We start from the raw sequence: 18026 nt of genomic DNA, 5'->3' as shown, positions 1-18026 counted from the left end.
TAAGGTATCACGACAAGTCCAATCGTCAGTCGGATTGATCGTCCAACAGCCGGGCGATCACGGCTACGGGCCCTCCGCCGGCCGGCCCCTGATGCTCGGCGCCTCCGGAAACATAGACGGCGCCTGTTCCCGACAGGCCACCGATCAATCCGCCGACCGCCGCGCGGGCGTGCCGGGTCGAGCTGATGTCGGTGTCTTCGAGCATGATGTGACGAAATCCGCGGATGCACCCGCTTGGCGCGGCTTCCGCCTTGGCGAAGATGTTGACGAGCTCGCGCGCCGCGTTCGACGGCTTGGAGCCGTGCTCGGTGTGCAGCTCTACGCTTTTCAACGCCTCGACCACGGCTGCGGAATCGATCGCGTCGCGCATCACGGCGTGTCCGATCGCGAATGGGGCGGCTGACGACGCCGAATTGCCGAGCACAATGACCACATTATGCATCAGCTCGATGCCTGCCGACGTGGACGCAACCGACGAGAACAGATCGAACCGCCGAAGGACATCCTTGTCCTCAATCTCGCCCTCGATCTCGCCAAGCGCGACGGCGACCCCCAATGCCGACGCGCCACGCGAGTACGCCATCGAACCGTATGCGCTGTTGGTCGCGGTCTCATTGCCCCGCGCCATTGCCGCCTCGATGCGGTCACTTGTCAGAAGCGGGCACTTGATCTGTACGAAATGGACGTCCTGTGGATCGACGATCGCAGCTTGGGCCATGGCGGCGGCCACTGCCCCTGCCGTCTCCCTGATCTGCCCGCCGCGCCCGATCTCCTCGGGCAGGAAATCCCGCGTATTTGCCATCCCGATGCTGAGGCGCTTGCCGGAAATGGCCTCGGACCCGCGATCGGCGACATCGTCACGCGTGAAGACGGTGATATGTGGGCTGAGCACACCTTCCGTACCACCCGACATCACAAACGCGATCCGTTGCTCGACACGCTGCGGCGGCAGATCGACATAGGAAGCCAGGGCGGCACTGAGCGCTGACACGGCGTATTCGCGCGTGAAATCGTTGACGCCACCGTTGCCTTCGGTCTTGCCCAATATCGCGACGATCGACCTCGGATCGATCTTGCCTTGCTGGATCAGGCTCAGCAGCCCCGAGACATCACCGGGCCCATTGGTGGAGATACGAACGACGTTGACCGATTTTGTGCGCATACGCTGCCCTTGCAATTCTTCGGCCGACGAGACGGTCAGGCCGACCATAACGATTGTCGATGCCTCCGGGCGGCGGAAACACCTTGATCACATCAGATCGTCTTGCCGATGGGACGCTTTTCAACACGTCCCAGCCGCTTCCGTTCAGGCATCGGCTGCGGAAGCCGGGTAACGGGGACAACTGAGCTCCGATTTTGGTCGCAATGGCGCGGTCGGCCTTGGCGACCAGCAGGATTTGCCCAGTTTCTGTCTCATCTGTCGCAATTTTTGGCACATCTGTTGCATCCCAACCCCGGATAGCTCTCCGGGGTGACAAGGTCGCTCAGGGGCTCGGTAGACCATGCGGAATGGTGCGGATGACAACGACGGCGGCGCTCGAACTCGTGCAGTTGACGAAGATGTATGGCGACGTCACCGCCGTTGACGCCATCAATCTCAAGATTCCCGCCGGCTCCTATTGTTGCCTGCTCGGGCCGTCTGGCTGCGGCAAGACGTCCACACTGCGAATGGTCGCCGGGCACGAGGCCGTCAGTTCAGGCGACATCCTGGTCGGTCCGAAGAATGTAACCAACCTGCCCCCCGCCGATCGAAGCACGGCGATGATGTTTCAGTCTTACGCCCTGTTCCCGCACCTCTCTGTCATCGACAATGTCGGCTTCGCCCTGAAAATGAAGGGCGTTGCCAAGGCCGCACGCCACGCCGAGGCCGGCAAGTTGCTGGAGCTCGTCGATATGCAGCCCTACGCGGCAAGGCTGCCGGGCCAGCTCTCCGGGGGCCAGCAACAGCGCGTGGCCCTCGCGCGCGCGCTGATCACCTCTCCTCAAATCTTGCTCCTGGACGAGCCGCTTTCGGCGCTCGATCCGTTCTTGCGGCTGCGAATGCGAGCAGAATTGAAGAAACTGCAGCGCGAGCTCGGGCTGACCTTCATCCACGTGACCCATGGCCAGGACGAGGCGATGGCGCTCGCCGATATCGTGGTTCTCATGAATGGCGGCCGGATCGAGCAGCAGGGCTCGCCGCGCGCCATCTTCAACCACCCGAGAACCGAGTTCACCGCGAAGTTCATCGGCGGCCACAACGTCATTGCCCTGAACCATGAGACCTTCGCGGTTCGGGTTGATCGGCTGATGCTGAAACGACCGACCGAAACCGTCGCCGGCCCATCGGTCGCGGGCACGATCAGCGAGGTCGAGTACCAGGGAACCTATGTCCGCGTCGTCATTGCCGTCGACGGCGGGCCCGAGATCTCGGCCCAGGTCACGGAGACCCAATTCGACGAAGCCAACTACATCGTCGGCGAGCGCGTTCTTGCCACATGGGACCCGATGCAGGCCAGCCTTCTGAAGACCGCCAGTTCTGCAACTATCCGGTCGCCTGAAAGGGCGGCCTGACACTCAGGGAGATCATCATGAGCAAATCTTCGAAATTCGATCGTCGCATCAGCCGCCGCACCGTGCTGAAGGGCGCGGCCGGAGCGGTCGGGCTCGCGGCGGGCTCCGGCGCAATTACCGGATTTCCTTATGTCCGTTCAGCCGATGCGAAAGTGCTGCGCTACCTCGGAACGGCAGTGAACGAAGGTGACGAAATCTCGAAGAAATGTCTGGCAGATACCGGGATCAAGATCGAATACATCACGGCAACCACCGACGACGTGACCAAACGTGTGATCACCCAGCCCAACTCGTTCGATGTGCTGGATACGGAGTATTTCTCGCTGAAGAAGCTTGTGCCGTCGGGCAATATCTTTGCCCTCGACGCCAAGAAGATCAAGGAATTCGACAACATCACGCCGGTGTTCACCAAGGGTCAGTTGCCGAACGGCAGGAAGATCGGCGACCAGGGCACCGCGCCCTGGAAGGTGCTTTATCTCGAAGGAGCGAACTCAAAGACCTTCTCCAGGACACCGACCGAATTCGTGACGCTGATTCCCACGGTCTACAACGCCGACACGCTCGGCATCCGTCCCGATCTGATCAAGCGGCCGATCTCATCGTGGACTGAACTGCTCAATCCCGAGTTCAAGGGCAAGGCCTCGATCCTCAACATTCCCTCGATCGGAATCATGGATGCCGCGATGGTGGTCGAAGCCAGTGGCCAGCACACATATGCCGACAAGGGCAACATGACGAAGGCCGAGATTGATCTCACCATGAAGATCATGACGGAGGCCAAAAAGGCCGGTCAGTTCCGCGCATTCTGGAAGGATTTCAACGAATCCGTCAACCTGATGGCATCGGGTGAAACCGTCATTCAGTCGATGTGGTCGCCCGCGGTCACCAAGGTGCGCTCGATGGGGATCGCCTGCACGTTCCAGCCGCTCAAGGAAGGCTATCGCTCCTGGGCGTCAGGGTTCTGTGTATCGAAGGCGGTTTCGGGACCGAAGCTCGACTGGGCTTATGAGTTCGTGAACTGGTATCTATCGGGTTGGGCAGGCGCCTATCTCAATCGCCAGGGTTACTATTCGGCCGTGCTCTCGACCGCCAAGGCCAACATGACGGCGGACGAATGGGGCTACTGGATGGAAGGCAAGGCCGCCGTCGGCGACATTAAGGCGCCCGACGGCACGATCCTCGAGAAGGCCGGCGCCACGCGCGATGGAGGTTCCTACGACGACCGCATGGGCGCCGTCGCCTGCTGGAACGCGGTGATGGACGAGAACGACTACATGGTACGCAAGTGGAATGAATTCATCGCCGCCTGATCCAATCCAGAAGGACTTGTCGGGCCAACGCGCACGGCAAGTCCTTTCGCCATCGCCGCGATTGGCGCTTCAATGATGCAAGACCGCAAGACCTTCGCTGCGTGGCTTCAGGCCGCACCGATGATGCTCGTGTTCGCGCTGTTCTTCCTGTTGCCGCTGCTCTTCGTGACGATCGTCAGCGCGTGGGACTACAACGAGTACGAAATGATCCCGGCGTTCAGCCTGCGTGGCTACGGCGATACGTTCGAGGGATGCATTGCCGATCTGCCTAATCTCTGCACCATCCTGAAGACCTATCTGAAGACCCTGAAGCTATGCCTGCTGACCTGGGTCCTGACCCTTCTGATCGGGTTTACCGTCGCCTATTTCCTTGCATTCCACGTCCGGTCGAAAACCTGGCAGATCGTACTCACCCTGCTTTGCACCATCCCGTTCTGGACATCGAACGTGATCCGCATGATTGCGTGGATTCCGCTACTTGGCCGGAACGGTCTGGTCAACAGGGGCCTCGAGGGCGCAGGGTTGATCCACCAACCGCTGGAGTGGCTGCTGTTCTCGGAGTTTTCCGTCGTACTTGCCCTCGTGCATCTCTTCACGTTCTTCATGGTGGTGCCGATCTTCAACTCGATGATCCGCATCGACAAGCGACTGATCGAAGCCGCCTACGATGCCGGCGCGACCGGTTGGCAGACGCTGGTGAACATCGTCATTCCCCTGGCAAAGCCCGGAATCGTCATCGGCTCGATCTTCGTGATCACAATCGTGATGGGTGATTTTGTCACGATCGGGGTGATGGGCGGCCAACAGATTGCATCTGCCGGCAAGATCATCGAGGCGCGTCTGAATGCGCTGCAATTCCCGGCGGCTGCAGCCAATGCCGTCATCCTGCTCGGCATCACGATCCTGATTATTTCGGCGCTGACCCGGATCGTCGATATTCGCAAGGAACTGTGAGATGGGCGAGAAGCGACCGCGATCCTTCTATCTCCTCGCCGCGTTTTTCACCGCCTACGTCCTGTTTCTCTATGGTCCGATGTTCGCGATCTATATCCTGTCGTTTCAGGGACCCGATGGCGGCCTGACCTTTCCCATGAACGGCGTGTCCCTGGTGTGGTTCGGCAAGGTGTTCTCCGGTTCGGGCATCGTCGACATCGGGGCGGCTTTCAAGCGATCGCTGCAGCTCGGCCTCGTCGTCATGGTGTGCACGGTCGTTCTCTCCGTGTCAGCGGGCATGGCCTTCCGCAGATCGTTCCGCGGCGCGACCTTCCTGTTCTATGTTGCGATCGCAAGCCTGATCATGCCGTCGATCATTACCTCGCTCGGCATCGCCCTGGAATTCCGCCTGCTTGACGATTTCATCATCAAGAGCGGGGTCGGAGATTGGACAACGGCCATGGGGCTGTTTACGTCCGGCCTTGGCGCGCATCTGACCTGGACCCTGCCATTTGGCCTGCTGATCATGTTTGCGATCTTCAACCGATTTGACAGCCGGCTCGAAGAGGCGGCACGCGACCTTGGCGCAACGCCTTGGCAGACATTTCGGCACGTCGTGCTGCCGATCATACTGCCGTCGGTCGTCGGTATCGGTCTGTTTGGATTTACCTTGTCCTGGGATGAGCTCGCACGCTCAAGCCAGACCATCGGCTCCGTCAACACGCTCCCCCTCGATCTGCAGGGCCTGACGACCACCGTCACGAAGCCGGACATCTATGCGCTTGGAACACTGACGAGTGCCGTTTCCTTCCTCGTCATTTTCCTGGCGCTGCTTGTCATTCTCGTGCTTCAGGCCCGGCAACGACGTCACGGATCGGACGCAGGCAAGGGAATGGTGTAGCGCCGAGCTCGCGCATGCTGATGGTCAACCCGAGCAGCGCCTGGCGGTGTGTCGGATGACATCTCGTCAACAATGCCAGCGGGCGCCGCATGGCCATTTTCGCAGGTCGCGGGAAATCGCGCCAAATCGTGGTTTTGCGTGGAAAATCGTGCAAATGGCGGAGAGAGTGGGATTCGAACCCACGGTACGGTTTCCCGCACACACGCTTTCCAAGCGTGCGCCTTAAGCCACTCGGCCATCTCTCCGGGAGGCCTCTCTTGAAGGGCTGAGGCGGATTTTGCAAGGGAGCGCGGGGCCGGCACACGAAATTTCCCCAATAGATTGAAAATATTGGGTAAATTGGCGATGGCGCCAGCCGAACCGCGCCTCCTGGTTCGCCGTTTCGTGCGATTTTGGCCGGTGGCCGGTCAAAGACCGGCGCAAATCAGACCATGCGGTCGATCGGCCGATCCTCGCCACGCCCCGGTGCCAACCAAGCTCGCAGGATCATGCGGCCTGCGCCCCGCTTCAAGAGAGCGCGAAACGGGATGCGAAGCTCGGGCAGTGATGTCGCGAGAACGCGAATGGATGGGCTCGCGACATGCGCCGCAACTTCGCGGTCGTCCCTGCCTGGTGCGCAATTGCGCACTAGGCAGGGACGACATAACACCGGAGGCAGGAGCCAACACGCCTCAGCGTGGTCATGCTCGCTCAGTGATATCGCGCGGCAAAATCCGCCGTGCGGCGCGGCCACAGGGTTGGTGGCTCTGGCAGCGCCGCGTTTCCCGCACTGTGCGTATCCTGCAGCACCTCGATGAAGTCGGCGAACCATTGCTGGATGGTGCCGCTGTTGAGCTTCTCCATCATGGCTTCCCAGCGCATCCGCCGCTCGGTCAGCGGCATCGCGAGCGCCGTCGCAAGGGTGCGCGCCATGCCGTCGATGTCATGCGGATTGACCAGCAGCGCGGCGTCGAGCTCGTTCGCCGCGCCGGCGAATTTCGACAGCACCAGCACGCCGGGATCGGCCGGGTTCTGCGCGGCGACATATTCCTTGGCGACCAGGTTCATGCCGTCCTGCAGCGGCGTCACCACGCCGACCTGCGCGGTACGGTAGAGCCCAGCGAGCACGCCTTGGCCAAAGCCCTTGTTGAGGTAGCGGATCGGCGTCCAGTCCACCTCGCCATGCACGCCGTTGACGTCGGTGACGAGCTTGGCGACCTCGCTCGCGAGATTGCCATAGGCCTCGATCGCGCCGCGCGACGGCGTTGCGATCTGCAGCAGCGACACCGAGCGTTTCAGCGCCGGATGCAGCGACCACATCTTGTCGAACGCCTTGATGCGGTTGACGAGGCCCTTGGAATAATCGAGCCGGTCGACGCCGATCGCGAGCTTCTCGCCGTTGAGACTGCGCCGCAGCCGCGTCACGTCGGGATGCGTCATCGCCTTGGTCGCCTGCTGCGCGAACTTGCCGGGATCGATGCCGATCGGGAACACCGCAGCGCGGGTGCGCCCGAACGACGAATTGATCACGCCGTCACGCACCTCGAAATCGAGATCGTTCTGCACGTAGCTCAGGAAATTCTCGCAATCCTCCTCGGTCTGGAACCCGATCAGGTCATAGGACAGCATCGCCTCGATCAGCTCGCGATGATTGGGCACGCCCGCGATCACCGCGCGCGCCGGCCACGGCGTGTGCAGGAAGAAACCGATCGGCTGCGTCACGCCGAGATCGCGCAGTTCGGCGCCGAGCGCGAGGAAGTGATAGTCCTGGATCCAAAATACGGAGTCAGGCTTGCGGAAGCGCAGCAACGCGCGCGCCATGAACGCATTGACTTCGCGATAGCTGGTGTAGTCCTCGTACGACGCGCGGATCAGATCGGCGCGCGAATGCATCGCGGGCCACAGCGCCGAATTGGCAAAGCCTTCATAGTAGCCGCCATAGTGCGCGGCCGGCAGATCGAGCATTGCCAGCGCGCCGGCCCCGAGAGCTTCGACTTCCGCAAAAGGTTCCTTCAAGTTCCCGTCGCGGACGCGTCCGCTGGAACCAACCCATATTGCCCCTGTCTTTTCCACTACCGGCAACAATGCCGCTGCAAGCCCCCCCGTCATGGGTTCATTGGGTTTTCCGCGCGAGACGCGGTTCGATACGACGACGAGGTTCACCCGGTCCCCTCCTGTTGGTCAACTCGCGTATTAACAACCATTCATCAAGATGGTTCCTGATCAAGGAATCTCCCAATTGAAACCAAATTCTGACAAACGCGCACGGAACTCGCGGGAACTCGCGAAAAGAAAAATTCATGCGAGGCAAGCGCCACGACGCAAAACAACCGCATTCGATTCGAGCGTGCGATGCAGGTGATTTGGTTAGGACAGGCTGGCGTCCCTATCGTCGTCGAGCAGCTGCGCGAGGAACGTTCGCACATCGCTCGGCCCGGCGAAATGTCCGGCGACGCCGGTCGCGCGACGGCCGACGGAGAATGCAAGGCCGTTGAAGTCGGGCATGATCGCGAACACGGTCTCGTCGGTGACGTCGTCGCCGATGAAGAACGGGCGGCGTCCCCTGAACGGTTCATGCGTCATCAACTCGAGCACACCGGTGGCCTTGGTGAAGCCGGAATGCTTGATCTCGCAGACGCTCTTGCCCGGCAGCACCTCGATCGGCGCATTCGGCAGCTCGGCGCGGATCAGCGACACCGCCTCATAGATCGCCTTCTCAGCGTGCGGCGCCAGCCGGTAGTGCAGCGCCAGCGAATAGCCCTTGTCCTCGAGCAGAATGCCGGGACTGAGCTTGGCGATCGCAGCGAGACGACGCTTCAATTCCTTGTCGAGCGGCGGCGCGTGCGCGGCGACCGCCTCGCTGTCCGGCTGCAGCCGCATCTCGGCGCCGTGGCCGCCGACCGCGGGAAACTGGTCCGGCGCGAAGATCAAATCGATGTCGTTGAGCGAGCGGCCGCTGACCAGCGCCAGCGCGCCACCAGTGCGCTCGTGCAATTGCTTCAGCGTGGTCGCGAGCTCCGGCGGCACCCAGACCTCGCGCGGCGTCGGCGCGAAATCGAGCAGCGTGCCGTCGATGTCGAGCAGCACCGCGGTGCGATCCAGCGGCGGAATCAGCGATGCCGGCGCCGGCGCGCTGCCGGTCGTCGCGTCAGGGGCGATGTCGTCATCCAGGGGCATTTCGGCCAATTCATGCTTCGTCATAGTCTACTCCACAAATGCCAGGGGCCGCGCGACAGATTCGAGCGATTTTCGCTCGGCCGCGACGGCGTAGCGCCATGCGACTGCTGCGGCGACCATCATGAGTGCCGACCCCAAGAGGTAGCCGGCGAAGACGCTGTTGCGCGATCCGGTGTCGATCAGCGCGCCGAACAGCGCAGGGCCAATGACGCCGCCGATGCCGGTGCCGATCGCGTAGAAGGCGGCGATCGCGAGCGCGCGGACCTCGAGCGGAAACGTCTCGCTGACGGTGAGATAGGCGGCGCTCGCGGCCGGCGAGGCGAAGAAGAAGATCACCATCCATGCGATGGTTTGGGTCTGCGCGCTGAGCACGCCGATCGAGAACAGATAGCCGGATAGCGCCAGCAGCACGCCCGAGGTGCCGTAGGTCAGCACGATCATGGTGCGGCGGCCCAGCGTATCGAACAGGCGACCGAGCAGCAGCGGCCCGAGGAAATTGCCGGCGGCGAAGGGAAGGATATACCAGCCGACATTGCTGGCCGCGATGCCGAAGAAATCGGTCAAGATCAGTGCGAAGGTGAAGAAGATCGCATTGTAGAAGAATGCCTGCGCGGCCATCAATGTGAGCCCGACCAGCGAGCGCTGCCGGTAGGTGTAGAACAGCGTCACCGCGACCTCGCGCAACGGCGTGTGATCGCGCATCCGCAACCTGATCTTGTCAAAATCTTCGCTGGCCTGTTCATGACCGAGCACCGAGGTCTCGATATCAGCGACGATCTTGTGGGCCCGGTCGGGATAGCCATGGATCATCAGCCAGCGCGGACTCTCCGGAATCCACATCCGCATCAAGAGCACGACGAGGCCGAGCACCGCGCCGGTGAAATAGGCGATCCGCCAGCCGTGATCCGGTGCGAGGAAAGCAGGATCGAGCAGGACGATCGCGCTCAGCGCGCCGATCGCGGCGCCGATCCAGAAGCTGCCGTTGATGACGAGATCGGTCCAGCCGCGATAGCGCGCCGGCACCAGCTCCTGGATGGTCGAGTTGATCGCGGTGTATTCGCCGCCGATGCCGGCGCCGGTGAGAAAGCGAAACAGCGCGTAGCTCGCGACGTTCCACGACAGCGCGGTCGCAGCGGTCGCCGAGAGATAGAGCGCGAGCGTGATGAAGAACAGCTTCTTGCGGCCGATCCGGTCGGTGAGCCAGCCGAAACCGAGCGCGCCGAGCACGGCACCGGCGAGATAGGCGCTGCTGGCAAGGCCGACATCGGCGTTGGAGAAGCCCATTGTCGGGCTCTCCTTCAGCGCGCCCGACAGCGCGCCGGCAAGCGTCACCTCGAGCCCGTCGAGTATCCAGGTAATACCGAGCGCCAGCACGACGCGGGTGTGAAAGCCGCTCCAGCTGAGATTGTCGAGCCTGACCGGGATCGAGGTCTCGATGATGCGGTCTTCGTCTGCTGTGGCTGGGGCCACGGCCTCGTGCGTCGTCGCAGAGCTCAATTGTGTCCGCTGCAGTGTCATCAGAATGGACCAATGAGAAAGACCCCGGAACGGCAGGTTCCAAGGTTCTCTTTCCCAGGATTGCGGCAAACGGAGTGCCCGCCACGCGACGTCAACGCCGCAGCCCGGCAAGGGTTCCCGCGATGCGGCATAGGAACCGCGATTGCTGCGAACTGTTCTCGGCTCGAAAGCCACGGAGGCATCGATGGCCGCACACAAGAAAGCGACGCGCAAGACGGCAAGAAAATCAGCGACAAAATCAGCAAAGCGATCCGCGAGCACGACGCGCCGCAAGCGCGGAGCAAGCAAGACGACGTCGAAGCGATGGTCGCAGCGGGTAACGAAAGAGAGTGACGCGCTCGACCTCAAGCACGGCGTGTTCAAGCAGACCAGCGCGAAGAAGATCGCATCGTCGCTGAAAACATCTGCCGAGCACAGCACGCGCCGCAAGAGCGGCGCCTATCGGTCCGCGCTGTCGATGCTGACCTTCTACATCAACCGCGCCGGCAGGACACTGCCGAAGACCGAACGGTCACGGCTGGAACGCGCCAAGGTGGAATTGAAGCACCAGTTCGGACGGGATTGATTCCGCCACCTCCTCAACCAACGGCGTCGTCCCGGCAACGTGATTGATTCCGTCGTCCTGGCGAAAGCCAGGACCCATACGCCGCGGCCTAGGTAATAGGCACGCGGCAAGTTATCCGTACGTCAACGAAGGGCGGTGGTTATGGGTCCCTGTGTCTTGGAAGTCTGTCATGATGAGGGTGGGCGGGAAGCCGTTGGGTCCTTGGCGCTTGACGCCGTGAGCCGGCTCGGTCTCCCGCCCGTTCCATCTACAAACCTGAACAGTTGCACGAGGCTGCGCCAACAGACCTCGCATCACAGGGACAGGCACCGTGATCATAGCTCTTCGTTACGTTGGAATCGACATCTCCAAGAAACACCTCGATATCTTTGATGAGGCTGACGGCGTGCCGAGGCGCATTGCCAACGCGCCACAGGCCATCACACAGCAGGTGGCGCGTTGGCAATGCGCTGCGCTGGTCGTCTTCGAGGCGACGGGTATCTATGACCTCGCGCTTCGCGAGGCGCTGCGTCAGGCCGGGATCCAGTTCGCACGGATCAACCCGGCCCGTGCCCGCGACTTTGCACGGGCTAGCGGCCTACTCGCCAAGACCGATCCGATCGATGCGCGGATGCTGGCGGCCTTTGCGCGGGCCATGCAGCCTGCCCCCGAGCAGGTCGCCGATCCTGCACGCAACACTTTGGCGAGGCTTGCAAAACGGCGGGATCAGCTGGTCCTCATGCGCGCCCAGGAGAAGAACCGGCGCAGCGAGGCCGACGATCGCGCAATGGCCGAACGCATTGGCCGCCTCATCGAGGTCCTCGACAGCGAGATCGCCGAGATCGAGGCGGACATCAGTGCATTGATTAAAGCCGAAGCGGAGATCGCGGACGATGCCAAGTTAATGCGTTCGCTGCCCGGCGTGGGTCCGGTAGCCTGCATGCAGCTGATCGCGCAGATGCCGGAACTCGGGCGGGTCGGGCCCAAACAACTCGCAGCGCTCGCTGGCCTGGCTCCCTTCAACGTCGACAGCGGCGCCTTCCGCGGCAAGCGCAAGATTGCGGGCGGCCGAAAGCGCGTTCGTGACGCCCTCTATATGGCGGCCCTCAACGCAGTTCGCAGAGCTGATCCGTTCAAGGCCTTCTATGCACGGCTGCGACAGGCCGGAAAACCAGCCAAACTCGCCCTCATCGCCGTCGCCAGGAAGCTGCTAACGGTCCTCAATGCCATGATGCGAGACCGAAAGCCGTACCTGCAGACCAAACCAACATAACAGTTGCCGGCCTGCGCCGGGATGACGATAATTGATGGGCTGGCGCAAACGTTACGCCGCACGGATGTTCGCCATGAAGCGGTCGAGCTCCTCGCGCAGCCGCGAGCTCTCGACCGACAGCGAGCGGGCCGAATTCAACACCTCTTCGGAGGCGGCTCCGGTCTCGGTGGCACCGCGATTGACCTGGGTGACGCTGGCAGCGGCTTCCTGGGTGCCTTGCGCGACGTTCTGCACGCTGCGCGCGATCTCCTGCGTTGCGGCGCTCTGCTGCTCGACCGAGCTTGCGATATTGGTCGCAATTCCCGAGATCTGCCCGATCGTGCCGCCGATCTCCTTGATCGCGGCAACCGATTCCTGCGTCGCGGCCTGCATGCCCGAGATGTGGGTGGAGATCTCGTCGGTGGCCCTCGCGGTCTGGCTCGCCAGCGACTTCACTTCCGATGCGACCACGGCGAAGCCGCGGCCGGCGTCACCGGCGCGCGCGGCCTCGATGGTGGCGTTCAGCGCCAGCAAGTTGGTCTGCTCGGCGATCGCCGTGATCAGCTTGACCACGTCGCCGATCTCCTGCGCGGCGCGCGAGAGCTTGCCGATCCGCGCGTCGGTCTGCTCGGCCTGGCGCACGGCTGAATCCGCGATCTGGCTGGATTCCTTGGCGCGGCGGCCGATCTCGTCGACCGACGCCGACAGCTCCTCGGTCGCGGACGCAACCGACTGCATGTTGCTGGAGGCCTCCTCGGACGCGCCGGCGACCTGGCTCGACAGATTCTGCGTGGTCTCCGCGGTCCGGGTCAGCGTACCCGCCGCGGATTCGAGCTGCACCGCGGACGCCGACACGTTGGAGACGATCGAGCCGACGGCCGATTCGAATTCGTCGGCGAAGCGAATCAGCTCGTTGCGCCGTGCGGTGGCGCTCGCCTTGTTCTGCGCTTCCTGGGTCGCGGCATCGCGCTCGGCCTTGGCGACCGCCTGGACCTTGAACTCTTCGACGGCACCGGCCATCTCGCCGAGCTCGTCGCGGCGGCCGAGGCCGGGCAGCACCACGTCGAAATTGCCTGCCGCGAGCTCGCGCATCGCCGCGCACATCGCTGCGATCGGCCGCGAGATGCCCTTGCCGAGCAGGAAGGCCCAGCCGAGTCCGAGCACGAAGCTGCCGGCGGCAAGCATCAGGATGAGCTGCTCGGTCTCGCCGATCATGGAATGCGATTCGGTCTCGAGCCGCTTCTGATCGGCGAGCAGGTCGGACTTCATCGCCGCCGCGCCCTGGCTGATGGCGGCCGCAGACTCGGTCATCTCGACGGTCAGTTCGTCGATCGACTTCGCATTCGCGATCAGCTTGGCCAGCGCCTCGCGGTACTCTTCGAGCAGTCCGGTGATATCCTTCACGCCCTGGGTGATCCGCTCGTTCTGCGAGGTGATCCCCTTCACCAGGTTGTCGGCGAATTTCAGCCGGGCGAGCGCGCTGGAGGCGACCGTCTTGTCGCCGTTGACGACGAAGCTGTTGACCGCCCCGGTGATCGACTGCAGCTGATCGGAAACTTTCTTGGCGCCGAACTGGATCGACTGCAACTCGGAATCATCGGCATTGCTCGGCAAATCGTCGAGCTTGTAGCGCATCGAGGTCGCGCTGCGGACCAGCCTGTTCTGCGCGGTCTGCGCGCTGTCGTCCTTGATGCGGACGATCTCGGCGAAGATCTTGGTGAAGGCGCGGAATTCGCGCTCCAGCTTGGTGACCTGTTCGAGCCGAGCCGGATTGGTGGTGCCCTTCATCGACGCCACGATGGCGTCCTTCAGGCTGGCCTCGGCGGCGAGCGCCGCCTTGGCGTCGTCCTCCTTGCCGGTCGCGACGTAGTAGCGTGCCAGCGAACGGTAGGAGATCAGTTCGCGATCGATGTTGCGGGCGAGATCGGCTTCCGCGACGCTCTGGCGGTAGGAGCCGACGCCGGCGGAGACCCGCTCGAAGCCCATGTAGGCAAAGCCCATGGTGGCTGCCGACAGCGCCAAGGTGACGGCAAAGCCGAGCATGATCTTGGCGCGAAATCTGAGGGTTGGGAGCCTGATCGACAGCGATCGCTTGAGTCCCGGCATTCCCACCCCCGTCTTCATTCTGAAAACCACACGGGGTCCGGCAGCAACCCGCCCCAGCCCCCGGAGGGCAAAACTAAGGCAGAATCGATAAAGCCCGGTAAATGGGCAGCGGCCGCCCGGTCCGGCGCGGTACTACCTTGGTCGGGCAGAGGCGGTAGGCTTGCGGATTGACGCGCGGGTCCGGCCCGATACTTTAGAACCGATCAAACCTGTCCCTGCCCGGGCCGGGAGAACACATCGGGAGGTGTCCCATGTCATCGCGTCGAACGGCGCCGTTGCCGCTTGCGACGAGCGCAGCTGCCGGCGAAGTCGCCCGGCCCATGACATTTCCCCTCACGACCTAGAAGATACCGGCAGGCCTGACCGCAACCCATCGCGGCATGGCCCGTATGCCCTTGCGACCCGCGCGGTCACGACAGGCCGCGCCAAGAAAAGCAAAAAATTCAGGTCAGGGAGAACGCCTTTGGCGAAGCAGAACGGCAGCGCCACCGACAGTATTGTCGTGGTGCAGGCAAAGACCGACGGGCCGCGGCAAGCGGCCGACGAGATCGCGCGCCAACTGGCGGCGGCCGATCTCGCCATGCTCGTGGTGTTCGTCTCGCCGTTCTATGATCCGAAGGAATTCATTGCCGAGTTGTCGAGGCGGATGGGCGACGTTCCGATCTTCGGCTGCACCACGGCCGGCGAATTGTCGCCCGGCGGCTGGGATGAGGACAGCGTCGTCGCGATGGGCTTTGACGCCGCCGATTTCGTCATCGCCGCCCGGCCGCTGTTCGATCTTGCGACGTTCCGGGTCGATCATGGCCGCTCGATGTGCACCGAGTTGCAGAACGACTTCGCGCAGCGCACCGAGCATTGCGATCACACCGAGGATTCCTTCGGGCTGCTCTTCATCGACGGCATGTGCCAGCGTGAGGAAACCATCATGTCGGCGATCTACGCATCGCTCGGCGACATTCCGGTGGTCGGCGGCTCCGCCGGCGACGGCCTGCGCTTCGAGAAGTCGTGGGTGTTCTACGGCGGCGAAGCCTTTACCGATGCCGCCGTCCTGATCCTGATCCGGACCCGGCTGCCGTTCCGCACCTTCAAATGCGACCATTTCGAACCGACCTCGACCAAGATGGTGGTGACCGAAGCCGACATCGAGCACCGTATCGTCAAGGAATTGAACGCCGAGCCCGCCGCGCTGGAATATTCCCGTGCCGTCGGTCTCAGCGACAGCAAGCTCGAATTGTTCTCCTTCGCCGCGCATCCGGTCCTGGTCCGCGTCGGCGGCGCCTATTACGCGCGGTCGATCCAGCGCACCAATCCCGACGGGTCGCTGCAGTTCTTCTGCGCGATCGACGAGGGCATGGTGCTGACGGTGGCGCGCGAGCGCGACCCGATCGACGTGACGAGCCGCCTGCTCAAGGAGCTGACCGAGGATCTCGGCGAGGTCTCGATGTTCATCGGCTTCGAATGCGTGCTGCGCCGGCTCGATGTCGAGCAGCGCCAGCTGTCGCGGGAGATGTCGGAGCTCTATCGCCGCAACAAAGTGATTGGCTTTCAGACCTATGGCGAGCAGTATCGCTCCATGCATGTCAACCAGACGCTGACCGGTATCGCCATCGGCAAGCGGGCTGTCGCGCCGCAATGACCGACAGCAAGACCACACGCATTGCCGCCCTCGAACGCGAAGCCGAGAAGCTGCGCAAGATCAACGCGGCGCTGATGTCGCGGGTCGAACGTTCGACCGACCAGCAGCTCAACGCCTTTTCGCTGTTCGAGACCGCGATCGCGCTGGATCAGCAGGTGCGCGACCGCACCCAGCAGCTCAAGCAGGCGCTGCAATCGCTGGAGAAGACCAATGGGCGCCTGCTGCAGGCCAAGCAACAGGCCGAGGCGGCAAGCTCGCTGAAATCGTCGGTGCTGGTCTCGGTGACGCACGATCTGTTGCAGCCACTCAATGCGGCGCGGCTGACGCTCTCCGCACTCACCGAGATGGCCCGCGAGCCCAAGAGCGTCGCGCTGACCGACCAGATCGACCGTTCGCTGGCGACGCTGGAAGACATGCTGCGGACGCTGCTCGACATCTCGAAGCTCGATGCCGGCGTGCTCAGGCCCGAATTCGGTCCGGTCGCCATCGCCTCGCTGTTCGAGCCGCTTGAGCACGAGTTTGTGGCAACCGCCGCCAAGCGCAACCTCGGCTTCAAGATCATGCCGACGTCGGCGGTGGTGCGCTCGGATCCGCTGATGCTGCGCCGGATCCTGCAGAACCTTTTGGCCAACGCGCTGCGCTACACCCAGCGCGGCAGCGTGCTGATGGGATGCCGCCTCAAGGGCGAAGACATCTGCATCGAGGTGCACGACACCGGCCCGGGCATTCCGGAAGCCCAGCGCGAGGCCATCTTCGTCGAGTTTCAGCGCGGCGACGCCGGCGCGAGCGACAAGGCGGGCATCGGGCTCGGCCTGTCGATCGTGCGCCGGTTTGCCGACCTGCTCGGCCATGACATCAGGCTGAATTCGCGCGCCGGCAAGGGCTCGGTGTTCTCGGTCACCGTGCCCCGCACCTTCGATCCGGTGGCGATCCCGGTGCGTGAACAGGCCAGCGTCGACTATCGTTATGGCGGCATGGAGGGCGCGAAGATCCTGCTGATCGAGAACGACCTCTCGAGCGCCGAGGGCCTCGCCCATCTCCTGGAGAAATGGGGCTGCGACGTCGCGGTGACGATCTCCAAGACCGAGGCGCTCGAGCGCATCCACGCGCTGGACGGTATTCCCGACGCCATCATCGCCGACCTGCACCTCGACAATGGCGAGACCGGCATCCAGGCCGTCGACGTGATCCGCGGCGAGATCAACGCCAAGGTTCCGGCGATCATCGTGACCGCCGACTACTCGGCCAAGGCCGCCTCCGACGTCTCGGCCTTCGGCCACGAACTCCTTAAGAAGCCGATCAAGCCTGCCGAGATGCGCTCGCTGCTGTCGTTCCTGCTGGCGGCCGAGCAGTCGAATGCGCGGCTATGATTCAGCACTGTGAGACGACGGCGGAGTCGTCACCGGCGCATGGTCGTGCTTGCCGAAATCCAGTTTCGACAGCGCGATGATGGCCTCGGTCCGGCTGCGCACCCCGAGCTTGCGCAGGATCTCCGAGACGTGCACCTTCACGGTGGTGACCGAGATATCGAGCTGATAGGCGATGTGCTTGTTCTGCAGGCCGCGGCAGATCATGTCGAGCACGCGAAGCTGCTGCGCGGTGAACTGGCCGAGCTGCTGCACCAGCTGCTTGGTTTCGGCCTGGCCCTTCCGCGCGGCGGCCGGATCGCGGAAACGCGTCGGCAGGCACACCTCGCCTTCGAGTATGCCGCGCAGCAGGCGGGCCAGCTCGACCTTTGGCGTCGACTTCGGAATGAATCCGGAAATGCCGAGCGCGATCGCGCCGCCGATGATCCGGGAATCGTCATGCGCAGACACGATCACGAGCGCGCTGCGCGGCGCGGCGGCCCGCACCCGGTAGGCGCCGAGCAGGCCGGTGGTGCCCGGCATCGACAGGTCGAGCAGGATCAGGTCGAGGCCCTCGCGCACCGCGATCACGTCGAGCGCGCCATCGATCGAGGTCGCCTGCAGCACCTCGGCATCGGGAAATTCGGCCCCGATCACGCCGATCAGGGCAGCGCGGAACAGCGGGTGGTCCTCGACGATCAACAGTCGAGGCGCACCCGCCCTATCGAGCGGCGGCTCGTCCGCCAGGGGCGCGGTCGTGGTCAATGCTGC

At 63.2% G+C, this 18026-nt stretch carries 14 protein-coding genes and 1 tRNA gene; 8 read left to right on the top strand and 7 right to left on the bottom strand.

Annotated features, from left to right (window positions below; all coding sequences use genetic code 11):
- Positions 1-25: 25 nt before the first annotated feature.
- The gene (locus tag XH92_RS02800) at positions 26-1162 is read right to left on the bottom strand and encodes a ring-opening amidohydrolase (RefSeq protein WP_194461078.1); all 1137 of its coding nucleotides are present in this window, start codon (positions 1160-1162) and stop codon (positions 26-28) included.
- A gap of 356 nt (positions 1163-1518) precedes the next feature.
- On the opposite strand from XH92_RS02800, the gene XH92_RS02795 reads away from it, so the two are divergent.
- The 4 genes from XH92_RS02795 (at position 1519) to XH92_RS02780 (ending at position 5697) form a co-directional block, all read left to right on the top strand.
- The gene (locus XH92_RS02795; protein WP_194457869.1) at positions 1519-2553 is read left to right on the top strand and encodes an ABC transporter ATP-binding protein; all 1035 of its coding nucleotides are present in this window, start codon (positions 1519-1521) and stop codon (positions 2551-2553) included.
- Between the two features lie 17 nt (positions 2554-2570).
- A complete protein-coding gene (locus XH92_RS02790) occupies positions 2571-3863 on the top strand; it encodes a PotD/PotF family extracellular solute-binding protein (protein WP_194457868.1) in 1293 nt (430 codons plus the stop codon).
- Between the two features lie 72 nt (positions 3864-3935).
- Positions 3936-4817, top strand: a complete 882-nt coding sequence (locus XH92_RS02785) for an ABC transporter permease (RefSeq protein WP_194457867.1) — start codon at positions 3936-3938, stop codon at positions 4815-4817.
- A 1-nt stretch (position 4818) separates the two neighbouring features.
- Positions 4819-5697, top strand: coding sequence for an ABC transporter permease (locus XH92_RS02780; protein WP_194457866.1), 879 nt, complete (start codon positions 4819-4821; stop codon positions 5695-5697).
- A gap of 155 nt (positions 5698-5852) precedes the next feature.
- On the opposite strand, the gene XH92_RS02775 is transcribed toward XH92_RS02780, so the two are convergent.
- From XH92_RS02775 to XH92_RS02760, 4 genes are all read right to left on the bottom strand, one after another.
- Positions 5853-5942: transfer RNA gene (locus XH92_RS02775), tRNA-Ser, on the bottom strand.
- 445 nt (positions 5943-6387) lie between these two features.
- Positions 6388-7839 (bottom strand): trehalose-6-phosphate synthase, encoded by a 1452-nt coding sequence (locus XH92_RS02770; protein WP_194457865.1) that lies wholly within the window; start codon positions 7837-7839, stop codon positions 6388-6390.
- Between the two features lie 204 nt (positions 7840-8043).
- A complete protein-coding gene (gene otsB, locus XH92_RS02765) occupies positions 8044-8877 on the bottom strand; it encodes a trehalose-phosphatase (protein ID WP_194457864.1) in 834 nt (277 codons plus the stop codon).
- A gap of 3 nt (positions 8878-8880) precedes the next feature.
- Positions 8881-10371 carry an MFS transporter gene (locus XH92_RS02760; RefSeq protein ID WP_246788189.1) on the bottom strand — a complete coding sequence of 497 codons (1491 nt, stop codon included), beginning with the start codon at positions 10369-10371 and terminating at the stop codon, positions 8881-8883.
- A 184-nt stretch (positions 10372-10555) separates the two neighbouring features.
- On the opposite strand from XH92_RS02760, the gene XH92_RS02755 reads away from it, so the two are divergent.
- Both XH92_RS02755 and XH92_RS02750 read left to right on the top strand, forming a co-directional pair.
- On the top strand, positions 10556-10936 hold the full coding sequence (locus XH92_RS02755) for a DUF3175 domain-containing protein (protein WP_194457863.1): 381 nt from the start codon (positions 10556-10558) through the stop codon (positions 10934-10936).
- 310 nt (positions 10937-11246) lie between these two features.
- Positions 11247-12188, top strand: a complete 942-nt coding sequence (locus tag XH92_RS02750; RefSeq protein ID WP_194455593.1) for an IS110 family transposase — start codon at positions 11247-11249, stop codon at positions 12186-12188.
- Positions 12189-12239: 51 nt separating this feature from the next.
- On the opposite strand, the gene XH92_RS02745 is transcribed toward XH92_RS02750, so the two are convergent.
- Positions 12240-14273, bottom strand: coding sequence for a methyl-accepting chemotaxis protein (locus tag XH92_RS02745; RefSeq protein WP_194457862.1), 2034 nt, complete (start codon positions 14271-14273; stop codon positions 12240-12242).
- Between the two features lie 463 nt (positions 14274-14736).
- On the opposite strand from XH92_RS02745, the gene XH92_RS02740 reads away from it, so the two are divergent.
- Both XH92_RS02740 and XH92_RS02735 read left to right on the top strand, forming a co-directional pair.
- Entirely contained in the window at positions 14737-15909 is a 1173-nt protein-coding gene (locus tag XH92_RS02740) for an FIST N-terminal domain-containing protein (RefSeq protein ID WP_194457861.1), read from the top strand.
- Positions 15906-17279 (top strand): hybrid sensor histidine kinase/response regulator, encoded by a 1374-nt coding sequence (locus XH92_RS02735; RefSeq protein ID WP_194457860.1) that lies wholly within the window; start codon positions 15906-15908, stop codon positions 17277-17279. Before XH92_RS02740 ends, XH92_RS02735 begins: the two co-directional genes overlap by 4 nt.
- On the opposite strand, the gene XH92_RS02730 is transcribed toward XH92_RS02735, so the two are convergent.
- Complete coding sequence (locus tag XH92_RS02730) at positions 17274-18020, bottom strand: response regulator transcription factor (RefSeq protein ID WP_194457859.1); 747 nt, start codon at positions 18018-18020, stop codon at positions 17274-17276. The two genes, XH92_RS02735 and XH92_RS02730, sit on opposite strands and share 6 nt — an antisense overlap.
- Between the last annotated feature and the right edge of the window lie 6 nt (positions 18021-18026).

Source organism: Bradyrhizobium sp. CCBAU 53421, assembly GCF_015291625.1.
Classification (GTDB): domain Bacteria; phylum Pseudomonadota; class Alphaproteobacteria; order Rhizobiales; family Xanthobacteraceae; genus Bradyrhizobium.
Note: the sequence above shows the minus strand (reverse complement) of the source record. Positions and strands in the feature narration are given on the sequence as shown.

Bases quoted from the DNA above. Each gene is read 5' to 3' on its own strand.
- XH92_RS02800 (WP_194461078.1), bottom strand. From the start codon at position 1,162: ATGCGCACAAAATCGGTCAACGTCGTTCGTATCTCCACCAATGGGCCC.
- XH92_RS02795 (WP_194457869.1), top strand. From the start codon at position 1,519: ATGACAACGACGGCGGCGCTCGAACTCGTGCAGTTGACGAAGATGTAT.
- XH92_RS02790 (WP_194457868.1), top strand. From the start codon at position 2,571: ATGAGCAAATCTTCGAAATTCGATCGTCGCATCAGCCGCCGCACCGTG.
- XH92_RS02785 (WP_194457867.1), top strand. From the start codon at position 3,936: ATGATGCAAGACCGCAAGACCTTCGCTGCGTGGCTTCAGGCCGCACCG.
- XH92_RS02780 (WP_194457866.1), top strand. From the start codon at position 4,819: ATGGGCGAGAAGCGACCGCGATCCTTCTATCTCCTCGCCGCGTTTTTC.
- otsB (WP_194457864.1), bottom strand. From the start codon at position 8,877: ATGACGAAGCATGAATTGGCCGAAATGCCCCTGGATGACGACATCGCC.
- XH92_RS02760 (WP_246788189.1), bottom strand. From the start codon at position 10,371: ATGACACTGCAGCGGACACAATTGAGCTCTGCGACGACGCACGAGGCC.
- XH92_RS02755 (WP_194457863.1), top strand. From the start codon at position 10,556: ATGGCCGCACACAAGAAAGCGACGCGCAAGACGGCAAGAAAATCAGCG.
- XH92_RS02745 (WP_194457862.1), bottom strand. From the start codon at position 14,273: ATGCCGGGACTCAAGCGATCGCTGTCGATCAGGCTCCCAACCCTCAGA.
- XH92_RS02735 (WP_194457860.1), top strand. From the start codon at position 15,906: ATGACCGACAGCAAGACCACACGCATTGCCGCCCTCGAACGCGAAGCC.